The 12466-nt window shown below is 38.5% G+C and carries 11 protein-coding genes; 3 read left to right on the top strand and 8 right to left on the bottom strand.

The features are described 5' to 3' along the window. Nucleotides 1-85 precede the first annotated feature (85 nt). The 3 genes from IPI59_09330 to IPI59_09320 all read right to left on the bottom strand — a co-directional run bounded on the left by IPI59_09330 (nucleotide 86) and on the right by IPI59_09320 (nucleotide 5213). Complete coding sequence (locus IPI59_09330) at nucleotides 86-340, bottom strand: hypothetical protein (protein ID MBK7527735.1); 255 nt, start codon at nucleotides 338-340, stop codon at nucleotides 86-88. A 35-nt stretch (nucleotides 341-375) separates the two neighbouring features. Continuing rightward, nucleotides 376-3804: a transcription-repair coupling factor gene (gene mfd, locus IPI59_09325; GenBank protein ID MBK7527734.1), complete on the bottom strand. Its 3429-nt coding sequence runs from the start codon at nucleotides 3802-3804 to the stop codon at nucleotides 376-378. A 332-nt stretch (nucleotides 3805-4136) separates the two neighbouring features. Continuing rightward, entirely contained in the window at nucleotides 4137-5213 is a 1077-nt protein-coding gene (locus IPI59_09320; protein ID MBK7527733.1) for a branched-chain amino acid aminotransferase, read from the bottom strand. A gap of 410 nt (nucleotides 5214-5623) precedes the next feature. Between IPI59_09320 and IPI59_09315 the strand changes: the two genes are divergently transcribed. Together IPI59_09315 and IPI59_09310 are read left to right on the top strand one after the other, a co-directional pair. Further along, nucleotides 5624-6094, top strand: coding sequence for a hypothetical protein (locus IPI59_09315; GenBank protein MBK7527732.1), 471 nt, complete (start codon nucleotides 5624-5626; stop codon nucleotides 6092-6094). Between the two features lie 80 nt (nucleotides 6095-6174). Further along, nucleotides 6175-7218, top strand: coding sequence for an NAD(P)-dependent glycerol-3-phosphate dehydrogenase (locus tag IPI59_09310; protein MBK7527731.1), 1044 nt, complete (start codon nucleotides 6175-6177; stop codon nucleotides 7216-7218). 241 nt (nucleotides 7219-7459) lie between these two features. Here IPI59_09310 and IPI59_09305 read toward each other — a convergent pair whose 3' ends face one another. The 5 genes from IPI59_09305 to rpmI all read right to left on the bottom strand — a co-directional run bounded on the left by IPI59_09305 (nucleotide 7460) and on the right by rpmI (nucleotide 11345). Further along, nucleotides 7460-8005, bottom strand: a complete 546-nt coding sequence (locus IPI59_09305; GenBank protein ID MBK7527730.1) for a hypothetical protein — start codon at nucleotides 8003-8005, stop codon at nucleotides 7460-7462. A 273-nt stretch (nucleotides 8006-8278) separates the two neighbouring features. Next, complete coding sequence (locus IPI59_09300) at nucleotides 8279-9562, bottom strand: VWA domain-containing protein (GenBank protein MBK7527729.1); 1284 nt, start codon at nucleotides 9560-9562, stop codon at nucleotides 8279-8281. 55 nt (nucleotides 9563-9617) lie between these two features. Continuing rightward, a complete protein-coding gene (locus IPI59_09295; GenBank protein MBK7527728.1) occupies nucleotides 9618-10370 on the bottom strand; it encodes a MotA/TolQ/ExbB proton channel family protein in 753 nt (250 codons plus the stop codon). Between the two features lie 262 nt (nucleotides 10371-10632). Next, nucleotides 10633-10977, bottom strand: coding sequence for a 50S ribosomal protein L20 (gene rplT / locus IPI59_09290; protein ID MBK7527727.1), 345 nt, complete (start codon nucleotides 10975-10977; stop codon nucleotides 10633-10635). A gap of 173 nt (nucleotides 10978-11150) precedes the next feature. Continuing rightward, the gene (rpmI, locus tag IPI59_09285; GenBank protein MBK7527726.1) at nucleotides 11151-11345 is read right to left on the bottom strand and encodes a 50S ribosomal protein L35; all 195 of its coding nucleotides are present in this window, start codon (nucleotides 11343-11345) and stop codon (nucleotides 11151-11153) included. A 323-nt stretch (nucleotides 11346-11668) separates the two neighbouring features. Here rpmI and mscL point away from each other — a divergent pair, with 323 nt between their 5' ends. Next, nucleotides 11669-12103 (top strand): large-conductance mechanosensitive channel protein MscL, encoded by a 435-nt coding sequence (gene mscL, locus IPI59_09280; GenBank protein ID MBK7527725.1) that lies wholly within the window; start codon nucleotides 11669-11671, stop codon nucleotides 12101-12103. Nucleotides 12104-12466: the final 363 nt, after the last annotated feature.

The raw sequence follows: 12466 nt of genomic DNA, 5'->3' as shown, positions 1-12466 counted from the left end.
TTAACTCTACTGAAACATAGTAAGTTTTGTTAGCCGTTAGCTTAATCTGGATAAATAGATTGAACGGCATTAAAATCCGGAACACTTAAAATGGGTTAATCTCAATAAAAGTGTTCCGGATTTTTATTATCGTTGCTTCCATACTACCTAAACAAATTAACCCAGCATCAATGGCAGCTTTAAAGCCCAAAAATGCTTTTTTGTGGTTAATAATTCGCACCCGCAAAGTTTTTTGAGCGTTTACAAACAAATAACCTTGCTCTAAAAAATCAAAATCGGTTGCCAAACTTTGCCAGCTATTATTGGTAACCAAAAATTTGCGTTCAATTTCGTAAGGCATAAATTATATATTTGCATTTTGTTTTAGTTGGCTTATTATATTTCAGTATTGGTATTTTGGAGCACAAATTTATCCATGTCTTGCAAAAACTCATGTGCTTGTTTCATGGTTCGCACCTCGTCAATTACCACCATAAAATGTTTATTGGTTTCTTTAAAATGAACTTTTCCGGCGCTTTGCTGTGCATAGTTTAGTAAACCGCCAAAAACCTCCGATGCGTAGTAGGCCGACTGTTGATTTTCTACAAAATAGCATCTTAATTTGTGCAATTTTAATGAAATACGTTCGAATCCTAATTTTTTTGCCAGCCATCTTAGGCGTACCCCTTCAAACAACTCAACAACAGGCTTTGCAATGGGGCCAAAACGGTCGCGCAGCGAGTCGGCAAATTTTTGCAGCGAGTTTTCATCTTTGATATTGTCGAGCTCGGTATAAAGCAATAGTCGTTCGTTAATATTACTAATATATTCATCCGGAATTAACATTTCTATATCGGTATCAATTTGGCAATCGCGTACAAAATCGCGTTTGGCAATCGTTTCCTTTTGAAAGAGGTCTATAAAATCGGTTTCTTTAAGTTCGGAAATTGCTTCGGCTAATATTTTTTGATACATGTCAAAGCCAATATCGGCAATAAATCCGCTTTGCTCGGCACCCAGCAAATTACCTGCTCCACGTATATCGAGGTCGCGCATGGCAATATCGAAACCGCTGCCCAATTCACTAAACTGTTCAATAGCTTTAAGACGGCGGCGAGCATCATCGGGCAAGCCATAAAACCCTGGTGTCATCAAATAACAAAATGCTTTTCGGTTGCTGCGCCCCACGCGCCCGCGCAGTTGGTGTAAGTCGCTGAGGCCAAATTGGTGTGCATTGCTAATAAATATGGTATTGGCATTGGGCACGTCTAATCCGGCTTCAACAATATTGGTAGAAACCAACACATCGTACCCGCCTTTAATAAATTTCATCATGTGGTTTTCAAGGTCTTTACCTTCCATTTGGCCGTGTGCTATTCCTACATCAATATCGGGGCATAGCCGTTTAATAGTTTCGGCCAACGAGGGCAAATCTTTGACGCGGTTATGTACAAAAAAAACTTGTCCGGCGCGACCTACCTCGTAATTTATGGCATCGCGTATTCTGTCATCATCAAAATTAGTAAGTTCGGTTTGTACTGGCTGCCTGTTTGGGGGTGGGGTGGCAATAACAGTTAGGTCGCGTGCTGCCATTAACGAAAACTGAAGGGTACGCGGTATTGGAGTTGCTGTAAGGGTAAGGGTGTCAACATTTACTTTCCGGTTCCGCAGTTTTTCTTTGGCAGCCACACCAAACTTTTGTTCTTCGTCAATAATAAGCAAGCCGAGGTCTTTAAATTTAACCGTTTCACTTAGCAGCGCATGGGTACCTATTAAAATATCAATTTTGCCTTCGGCGGTTTGTTTTAGGGTTTCGGTACGCTCTTTGGCTGTTCTAAACCGATTTAGCAGGCCTACTTTACAGGGAAAATCTTTTAAACGGTCGGCAAAAGTTTGGTAATGTTGCGAGGTTAATATGGTAGTTGGTGCTAATACGGCCACTTGTTTACTATCGGCAATGGCTTTTGCAGCCGCACGGATGGCAATTTCAGTTTTACCAAAGCCTACATCGCCACAAACTAATCTGTCCATAGGTACTTGGTTTTCCATATCGGCTTTTACTTCGGCGGTAGCTTTTATTTGGTCGGGCGTATCTTCGTAAATAAATGATGCCTCTAACTCGGTTTGCAAATAAGTATCGGGGTTAAAAGCAAATCCCTTGGTTGCTTTTCGAGCGGCATATAATTTAATAAGGTCGGCGGCAATATCTTTAATTTGCGTTTTTGCTTTGCGCTTAAGGGTTGCCCAAGCATCAGAGCCAATTCTATTAATTTTAGGTTGTTGCCCCTCTTTACCTATGTATTTTGATACTTTATGCAGCGAGTTAATATTTACATACAATACATCGTTGTCTTTATAAAATATTTTAATAACTTCTTGTGTTTGCCCATTAATTTCGAGTTTAACCAAGCCCGCATAAATGCCGATACCGTGGTCAATATGGGTAACATAGTCGCGGGGTTGCAAGTCGCGCAGCATCCGGACACTCATGGCCTTGTCTTTTGAGTATCCTTGTTTAATTTGGTATTTATAATAACGGTTAAATATTTGATGGTCGGTATAACAAGCTACACCCAGCAATTGGTCGGTAAAACCTTCGGTAAGGGCTTGTACTAAAGGATAATAGGGCACTTTTGTTTTTAGGTCGTCAAAAATAGCGTTAAATCGATTTACTTGCCTTGGGGTGCCGGCAAATAATACATTTACGATATTCTTTTTATGATTTGCTTTGAGATTTGCAATAAGCAACTCAAAGTTTTTATTGAAGGAGGGCTGTGGTGTTGCCGGATAATCAATAATGGTGCTGGTAGTATTGCTAACGTTATTTTTAGTATTAGTAAAATAGGGTTGCGTGCCAAACTCAATGATAGAAAAATCCATTATATGACTCAGCAAATCGTTTGGTTTGTTAAACGCCTCTAATGGCTCAGGTTGGTATAATGGGTGGTGTTCGTCGGCATACTGCGAGGTTTTAGGAGGAAGTTTTTCGAGGGTTTGCGGCAGGCGTTGCTGGCAGCTGTCGGCTGTATGTAGTAAGCTTTCAATACTTTTTATCCATACAATGGTATTTGGAGGTAGTATTTGAAACAAAGAAACTTTATCGGAGGTATTAAATTGCGTTTGAATATTAGGAATGATTGTTACTTTGGCAATTTTTTTAACAGATAGCTGGGTAAGTGGGTCAAATACCCGGATACTTTCGACCTCGTTGCCGAACAACTCAATCCGGTAAGGCAGGTCGTTGCCGTAAGAAAAAACGTCAATAATACCCCCGCGAATAGAGAACTGCCCTGGTTCGGCCACAAAATCTTGATATTCAAAACCATATCCGGATAAAAATTCGGTCATAAAACCGGTATCTAAGGTTAAATTAACCTCAATATGAAGGGTGTTTTGGTCTAATGCTTTTGTATTTACTACTTTTTCAAACAAAGCTTCGGGGTAGGTAACTATTAACTCGCCTGTTGTATAGCTATGTACCAAGCGGCTTATGGTTTCGGTTCGCAGCAAAACATTACTTCTGTTGACTTCTTCAAAAAATCCGGGTTTTTTAAAGGAATCCGGAAAAAAAAGGGCATCTTTATGTTGCTCTAATAACTGCGTGAGGTCGTTTTGAAAATAAGCCGCTGTTTCTTTATTTTCTAAAACAAATAAATGCGTTTGCCGTGCTTCAAGCCAGGTGGCCACGGCCACTAACGCACTTTGCGAACCTACTAATCCGTTTAAATAAATGCGGGTATTGGCCTCAACACTCGTAGCAATTTGGGCAATTTGCATAGTGCGGGCATCGCGGCGGTATAGGGTGAGCAGGGCTTGTAAATCCATCGTTTGTTAGGTAAAACAGCCACAAAGTTACAATTTGATAATGTGAACTACAAAACGCTTGTTATAATACCGCTGTAAAAAATTTAAACAAGGCGATTCGTGTTTTTATAGCAGTAAACTTCTGGAAAATTTTAACAGATAACTGCGTGCTTCACGAGTTGTTTTTATATTACAATTAGCAAGGGCTGGGGCGTAGGTATCAAACGCAACAATGCTTTACTTGAACTTCAAACAAAATGAAAATTCAAGTAAAGCACTGCTATATTGCCTGCAGGTTGCAAGGGTGGTTAAACTGCCCGCCTAATGGTATTTCGGGCAAAACTTTTTTATTTTTAAACCTTTACCAACCATTTATGATATTGGGGCAAGGCACCGCGTTTGGCGGCTTCTATTTTTTCTGTCAATAATTTTGAGTAGATGCGTTTTGCCACGGGCAATAAAGTATGGTGGGTGTCTTTATAACCAATTTCAGCAATGGGGGCAATTGTTGCGGCGGTTCCCGAACCAAACGCATCTTGTAATAGACCTTTGTTGTTTGCATCTATTAACTCGTCAATGCTAACAAGGCGTTCTTCTACTGTTTTGCCCATATCTCTAAATATTTGAATTACGCTGTCGCGGGTAACGCCCGGAAGCAAAGTTCCGGTTAGTTTGGGGGTAACTACTACATCGTCAATTACAAAAAATACGTTCATGGTGCCAATTTCTTCAACGTATTTAAATTCTTGGGCATCCATCCATAAAACTTGGTGGTAACCTTCAGATTTTGCTAACATAGAGGGGTACATGGTTGCGCCGTAGTTTCCGGCGGCTTTAACATCGCCCGTTCCACCCGGAAAGGCCCGGACGTATTTTTCGGCTGCTTTTACGCGCACCGGCTCGTTATAATAAGGCCCCGAAGGCGAAGTTAATATAAATAAACGATGTGTTTTTGAAGGTCGTACACCAATAAACGGGTCAGTCGAAATCATAAAAGGCCGTATATACAACGATGAATCGGGCGAGCTTGGCACCCATTTGTGGTCAAGGCGCACCAATTCAGCGAGTAATTTAATAAAATACGGCACGTCAATTTGAGGCATACCCATACGCACCGCCGATTTATTAAGACGTTCTGCGTTGTCTTGTGGTCTAAACAAAAAAATGTCATTTTCGTTTACCGTGCTTCGGTGCGCTTTCATGCCTTCAAAAATTGCCTGTCCGTAATGTAAACACGAACTGGCCGGGCTCATTGGTATAGGCCCAAACGGTAGTATTTCGGGGGTTTGCCACTGTTCGCCATCAAAGTCCATCATTAGCATATGGTCTGACATTACTTTGCCAAACGGAATATTATTAAAATCAGTCTCTGCTAACCTCGATTTAGTAGTTCGGGTAGTTTTGATGGCGGTTATGACATCGGTACTCATAATGATTAGTTTTGTTTTTAGGTAAAAATTAATGTTATGCGAAAAAGTAAGGCGTATTTCTTTTTTTCAAGTGTGTTGCAAAGATACAATCTTAAAAGGCAAGAAACTATTTATCCGGATAATATTTAACTACTACAATTAGTATATGGCAATTAGTGGTGTAATTTATCAGAAAAAAGTTACTCGCAGCATAATTTGCCTTATTTTTGCTCTTGTTATAGGTGTTGTGTAGTTTAATTTTTTCAACTATTTTTATAAGACGAAGATCGCTAAAATACTTTAACTGCTATAATGTAAACAAACAATAATATTTAAAGTTCAAAGTTAACGTCTATTTATCAGAAGTCGCTTCTTTTTTAAAAAAATTTAAGTTCTGTACTGTTTTTTTATTTATTTGAACAAATTTTGACATGGTAATTAAAAACAATATCGCAAGTTTATATCCGGATGGTGTTTATGTTTTGCCTAATTTTAAGGATGATATTAGTCAAAATTCGACTTACGAAGTAATTGTGCTGTACCAATATCCGGAGGATTTTAATGCCAATTTGCCTTCGGAAAACTACTTGCAATTAACTCGCATAGTAGAGGCGGTTAAAATACCTGTCGAGAAGGCTTTATTACTAAATATTCACCCGTTTGTGCTTAATAATTACGGTTTTGGTTTGGCAAATTTAATCCGGAAAAACAGTGTTAAAGCCGTTATTGGTTTTGGTGTACCGGCGCATCAATTTGGTGTAAATTTTAACCTCACTGAATTTTCTCCCATAAAAATAAATAGTATATTTTATTTGCAATCTTGCAGTCTTGACGATTTGATGGCCAACAAAATTAAAAAACAACAGCTTTGGGCTTGTTTAAAACAAATTTTTGGGGTTTAGAACGCACGTTTACTTGTAAAAAACTTATTAAGCAACACCATCATTATAAAAATACATAAATTTATAATTACAACCAACACATGACATACGGTGTAATAGGAGGCGGTAGTTTTGGTACGGCCATTGCTAATTTAATTGCCCATAACGGCAAAGTATTGCTGTTAGTGCGCAAGCCCGAGGTAGTAAACAATATACTAAATACTGGCGAGCACCGCGGGCAAAAAATGCACCCTAATATTCAGCCAATTTTAGATGCCGCCCAGCTTTGCCAAAACTGCCAACTATTGTTTCCTGTTATACCTTCTGACGAGTTTAAAGGCATGATTAACTCGTTGGCAAAATGGCTGCGCCCCGACCATGTTTTAATACATGGCACAAAAGGATTAAATATACAACATCTTAATTACTCCTCATCAAACGATGGAAAAATTCAGAAATTGAGCCGCGAACATATTAAAACCATGAGCGATTTAATTTGCCAGCAAAGTGTAGTAATTAGGGTTGGTTGTTTGTCGGGGCCTAACCTTGCCCGCGAAATTGCAGCCGGACAGCCTACGGCCACCGTTATTGCAAGTCGTTTTGACGAGGTCATTGAATTAGGAAAAACTGCACTAAAAAGCGAACGCTTTAAGGTGTACGGTAGCCACGATATTACCGGCATTGAACTGGCGGGTGTGCTTAAAAATATTATGGCAATTGGCTCGGGTATGTTAAGCGGGCTTGGCTTTGGCGAAAACACGCGCGCCATGTTAATAACACGTGGCTTAGGCGAAATGGTTAAACTGGGGCAAGCCTTAGGCGCCGAAGCGCACGCTTTTATGGGTTTGGCAGGTATAGGCGATTTAGTGGCAACCTGTAGCAGTAGTTTAAGTCGTAATTATACGGTTGGCTACCAATTGTCGCAAGGCAAAACCTTGCCCGATATTATTGCCCAACTTGGCGAAGTGGCCGAAGGTGTAAAAACTATAAAATTGGCGCGAGGTCTTATTGAAAACTATCATATTCAAGCACCAATTACCGAATCTTTGTATAATATAATTTTTAACAATATGCCTATTTCAGAAGGGTTGCGTTATCTTATGGAACACCAGTTAGATAAAGATGCTGATTTTATGCTGACGTGATGAAAAAGATAGGCTTGATTACTTTTGTTTGCACTCAATTAGCTTGGGCAATTCATCCGGATGATAGCAGTTTGGATTTGAGCTACGCTGAAAAATAGTTTTCAATCAAGCAATCAAAGCCGGATAAAATAAAAAAAACGGCTGCTCAAAACTGAGCAGCCGTTATACAACACAATATAGAAAAAAAATATTTACTGACTAAGCTAAATACAAAAAACGCTGGTTGCTATTTATTAAGTACTTAATTAATTTTCCGGCCTTTAGCTTTGCGGCGGTCAATATCAAGTTTGTTAATTTTTTTCATATCTACCATTAAATAGGCGTCAATGCTAAATGGTCGGGTTTGGTATTGTTTGCCTGCATAATGCACTGTGCCAACTTTTTTTGTCCAATCGTTGGCCAATACCCGGTATTGGTTGCCATAGTTAGGGTTAGGGCCAAAAGTGAGGTAACAACTGTCTTGCCCTTCTTCAAAACTAATGGCAAAACTATTTTTACCCTTTGTATAGAGCAACACGCCGGGCGTACCGCGTTGGATAGTAATTTCTTCAATTTGACGGCCTTGCTCCATTTTAATTTTTCCGGAAATAATTTCGGAACTCGATTCTTTAAGCTGGCGATAGATAACAATATCATCCGACAAATAAAATTGAATTCGCTGCAAATCACTTTCGCTCCAACTATTTTCAGTGTAAAGTTTTTCGGTGAATGGCACATAATTGCGCGAACACGAACTTAAAGCCAAGCAGAAAATTGATAATACTAAAATAAAAATTGATTTATTCATTTTAAAAAAAACAGGTTAAGTACTTAGCTGTAAAAATTATTAGCTGTTAATTGGCTAAAAAAACAAGCCGAAAAAGCTATTAGTTTGAATGGCAAATTGTCTTTTGGTTTAAGCTTCTTTTAATTTTTTTGTTAAATAAAATTACATGTTATAATTTCATTTTAAAAATTTATGTGTAAATGCTAAAAAAGCAAATTGGCAAACTTCTTTGAATAGTATGTTTGCCAATTTAACCTGATTATTTATTGAATTGCCTTTGTTTTCTACAAACAATTAAAAACCAACATAAAAGCCTTCGTTGCGCTTAGCAAGGTCTTTCATAAAGCGTACTTTAAGCTGGCTTGTACCGCGGTCGCGAAAATCTTTGCCAACCCCAATTACGTTAATTACACGTTTTCCGGCATTTAGTGTAGTTAAATCGTTTACTAATTGGTTTAACTCTTGTTCGTTTTTGTCGGCACAATCGTTTCGTGAGACCCTATTTGTAGGGATACCATCAGAAAGCAATACAATTGTACCTGCCAAAGCATAGGCGGGTGCTTTTAATACAAACTCCATTACTTCTTTTGTTGGGGTACAACCTGCCGGTTTTAGGCCGGCCAAATAATTGTAAATTTCGTATTTTACGTTGTCGGTAACGGGTACTAATTTGCCGTATTTATAGCCATATTCTTCGTCAATATTTTTCGAGTAAATCACCACATCAACTTTATAGGTATCGTCAAAATTGGCAATCATCATTTTTATACCTGCCCGCAGTTCGTTAAATTTTTCGGGTTCGGGTTCATCGTCCATACTGCCCGAAATATCGAGAACAAACACCACACTTTTATCTTTTAGTTCAAATCCGGCTTTAGGAATGGGCTGACATTCGGCTAATTGTTTTTGCAAGTCTTTAATTAGGTCGTCTTTCTTTTTTACCGATGCATCGGCATTGGTACTTTGCGATTTTGACTGTGCCAATTGGTCTTCAAGGTCTTTAATTTTTTGTAGCTGCGTAGCTGTTTCTTGTTGTAGTTTTACAAGTTCTTTTTCTAACGAGCCTTTGCTTTCAAGGGTTTTGCGCATTTCGTCACAATCAACCATTTGTTTTTTTAGCACTTCAACTTGATTTTCGAGGCTATTTTTCTGCGCAATTATGGCTTCTTTATCTTTGTCGTTATTGCGCACTTTTTCTTCCAATGCTTGTATTTCGGCACTCATTTTAGCCGAGCGTTCTTGCAGTATTACGCGCTGGTTTTCAACTTTTGCCAACGAGCTTTGTAATGATTTTACTTGAGCATCGAGCGATTGAACGTTGCTTTGTAGTCTTTGTGTTTTTTCGGCTAAGGGTTTATAAACGTCTTCCGGAACTGACGATTTAATAATAGTAAGTAAACTGTCTATTTGTTGAACTTCTATTTTTAGTTGGTCTAATTCCTCTATCTTTTCTAGTTTTGATTTCACATCGCCGGTGAGTTTGGGTACAATAATAAACAATATAATCATTGCCCCCAATGCCTTTGAAAACAAAATCAAAAACCAGTGATAATCTATATGAATTTCTTTACGAGCCATATTATAGGAATGGAATTAAAATTTGGTGGTTAACAATAAAAAAATCCGGATAAATTTAACGCAAATGGATTCGGTTCACCAAATTTTCCATTACATAATCTTTTAATTTAAGGTAAAAACGTTCTTCGGTTTCTTGCAATCGGTGGTAATACCACATTATAGGAATACTTAATACTAATGCTACTAAGGTGGTGTCGAAGGCTACTTCCATGGCGTTAGTAATTTCGCCCATTACTTCGGGGTCGCTGGCTTTTTCGGCCATACCCAACGATTGCCCAATGCCTATTACCGTGCCTATAAACCCTATTGACGGAATAAGCCATGCTAAAAACCGCACATTCGATTGGTGGGTTTCGGCCTCTGAGGCTATGGTTTTTACTTGGTTTTCGACTGTTTCCATTACTTCGGGAACCGAGTTGTTCGCTCTAAATTTTGTACAGGCGCGTTTTATTACCGAAATGACCTGATATTTATTGGTTTTTTCCATTTCAATCATCCGGATTTTAAGATCGTTTACGTCATCGGGGGTAATTACCCAGTGTTCTTGTTCGGGCAGCAGTTGCATAGTAAGGGCTTGTTCTTCGTAGTTTACCAAACTAAGGCGTTCTGAAATTTCGAACCATGCCCAAAAAAACGTAATATACGATATGTATTGAATGAGGCCAAAAGGCAAATTGCCGCCAAACATTTCGCAAACGCGCTTAATACCATGTGCGGGGGCAAAATAGTAGCCGGCAACTACTATTGCCATTATAATGCTCGAAACAATAATGGCTTTAATAATGTGTTTAATTTGTTGGTTGTTCATGTTGTATGGGGGGAAATAAGTATATGTGGTTTTGCTTTGCGAAGATGAAAATAAATATTGTTAGAGAACGAAATTTGCACAAATTTATGTTGCACTATGGCCAGCAAAGGTACATTATTTTAATAAACTGAGGTTTACAAATAGCGGCATTTAATAAAATGGGCAAAAAAAATCCGCAATTATGGTAGATATGGCCACAACTGCGGATTTATAAATTTAGTACTAAACTGCTGTTACAAATACATATAAAAGCAGCTAAATATTATTTTACTGCATTAACAACTGCTTTAAAAGCATCGGGGTTGTGCATGGCCAAATCGGCAAGCACTTTGCGGTTTAGGGCTATACCTTTTTGCGAAAGCAGGTGTATAAGGGTCGAGTATTTAAGCCCCTCGGCGCGGGCAGCGGCATTAATACGCACAATCCAAAGGCTGCGGAAACTGCGTTTTTTATTGCGGCGGTCGCGGTAGGCGTACAACAACCCTTTTTCAATTGCGTTTTTGGCAACCGTCCAAACATTTTTACGGCGACCAAAGTAGCCCTTCGCCAATTTCATTACTTTTTTGCGGCGCGCGCGCGAGGCTACACTGTTTACAGAACGTGGCATTTTTTTAAATATTTTTTTAAGATGAAAAAAAACCATACATAGTGCATCTATGCAGGTGACTTTCTGGTGCCAATTTTACAGAAAGTACTTTAGCTATTTGTTTATTCTATTTTTAATAAAAAACAGCTTTGGCTTTGTGGTTAATAAAATAAAACAGCAATACAACGAAACATTTATATATGTAACATTGCTTTTACGCGCTTAATATCGCTGGGTGCTACTAAAGACGCTTTCATTAAACGCTTTTTGCGCTTTGTTTCTTTGCGGGTTAGTAGGTGGCTTTTGTAAGCGTGGTTGCGTTTTACCTTACCCGAAGCCGTTACGCGAAACCTCTTCTTGGCCGAAGAGTTGGTTTTCATTTTTGGCATTGCCTTGAGTAAATGGGTAAATTTTGATCAAATGAATTAATAAGGCGGCAAAGGTAAGGCTTTTTTCCGGATATTTAGCAAATACTGCGCCTAATAATTATTTATCCGGATATTTTTTTATTCTTTTCGCTTCAGATTAATCTTGTATTCCATATTATTTGCGTGGGTCAAACATATTGCCATTTAAAACAAATCAAGCAAAAAAATTAACAGTATTACCAAACATTTATTTTGCGTCTTAATTTTGGCCAACTTTTTAGGTAGGCCTCTTATTCCAATTGTTTTTTTCTTTTTTTAATTTTTTAACGAACCTATCTACATTTATGGGAATGATTTCCGAATTTAAAGAATTTGCCCTCAAAGGCAATTTAGTTGACATTGCCGTTGGTATGGTAATGGGTGCTGCCTTTGGCAAAATTACCACCGCTTTTGTTGATGGTATGGTTATGCCTTTAGTTGGTCAGCTAATTGGCGGCGTTGATTTTAGCTCGCTAAAGTGGATATTAACGCCCGGCGTTGCCGAACTTAAAGATGCCACCGGAAAAGTTGTAACGCCTGCCATTGCCGAAGTTGCCGTTAGTTATGGCGCATTTATTGTAACCCTTATTGACTTTTTAGTTGTTGCTATGGTTATGTTTATGGTAATTAAAGCTATAAATAAAGCCAAAAACGCGCCGCCACCCGCACCTGCAGCCCCGCCTGAGCCAACTGCTACCGAAAAATTATTAACCGAAATTAGAGACTCTCTAAAAAGGTAATTTAATTTTGTTGCTTTGTTGCTAATCAGTAACAGCAAAATAAAAAACTCGGGGTACCAATTAATCTGTATCCCGAGTTTTTTTTTAGTTGTTACATTTGCGGATAGTTTATGTACGCACGAAGTTTTGGTGGGTATCTCCGGAAAAAGAAAAAAAATATATACACTGTTTATTATTTACAGTACTTTTGTTTTTAAGAACCAATTCTAATTTAAGTATTTCGCCAATATTACCGAAAAAGAAAAAACTAATACAAACTCGTCTTTTAACAGAACCATTTTTGCCCTGTTCGCCGATAAAAAAGACTATATACAAGCCGAACTACAAACCATAAATGCCCAGCCCTTTGAACCCCAATTCCCC

The sequence above is a fragment of the Sphingobacteriales bacterium genome, from assembly GCA_016706405.1.
Classification (GTDB): Bacteria; Bacteroidota; Bacteroidia; order Chitinophagales; family UBA2359; genus BJ6.
The sequence above is the reverse complement of the archived record's forward strand: the minus strand, read 5'-3'. Positions and strand labels throughout refer to the sequence as shown.

What these genes read in the sequence shown, in the direction of transcription:
- IPI59_09330 (MBK7527735.1), bottom strand. Translation starts at nt 340, where the DNA reads ATGCCTTACGAAATTGAACGCAAATTTTTGGTTACCAATAATAGCTGG.
- mfd (MBK7527734.1), bottom strand. Translation starts at nt 3,804, where the DNA reads ATGGATTTACAAGCCCTGCTCACCCTATACCGCCGCGATGCCCGCACT.
- IPI59_09320 (MBK7527733.1), bottom strand. Translation starts at nt 5,213, where the DNA reads ATGAGTACCGATGTCATAACCGCCATCAAAACTACCCGAACTACTAAA.
- IPI59_09315 (MBK7527732.1), top strand. Translation starts at nt 5,624, where the DNA reads ATGGTAATTAAAAACAATATCGCAAGTTTATATCCGGATGGTGTTTAT.
- IPI59_09310 (MBK7527731.1), top strand. Translation starts at nt 6,175, where the DNA reads ATGACATACGGTGTAATAGGAGGCGGTAGTTTTGGTACGGCCATTGCT.
- IPI59_09305 (MBK7527730.1), bottom strand. Translation starts at nt 8,005, where the DNA reads ATGAATAAATCAATTTTTATTTTAGTATTATCAATTTTCTGCTTGGCT.
- IPI59_09300 (MBK7527729.1), bottom strand. Translation starts at nt 9,562, where the DNA reads ATGGCTCGTAAAGAAATTCATATAGATTATCACTGGTTTTTGATTTTG.
- IPI59_09295 (MBK7527728.1), bottom strand. Translation starts at nt 10,370, where the DNA reads ATGAACAACCAACAAATTAAACACATTATTAAAGCCATTATTGTTTCG.
- rplT (MBK7527727.1), bottom strand. Translation starts at nt 10,977, where the DNA reads ATGCCACGTTCTGTAAACAGTGTAGCCTCGCGCGCGCGCCGCAAAAAA.
- rpmI (MBK7527726.1), bottom strand. Translation starts at nt 11,345, where the DNA reads ATGCCAAAAATGAAAACCAACTCTTCGGCCAAGAAGAGGTTTCGCGTA.
- mscL (MBK7527725.1), top strand. Translation starts at nt 11,669, where the DNA reads ATGGGAATGATTTCCGAATTTAAAGAATTTGCCCTCAAAGGCAATTTA.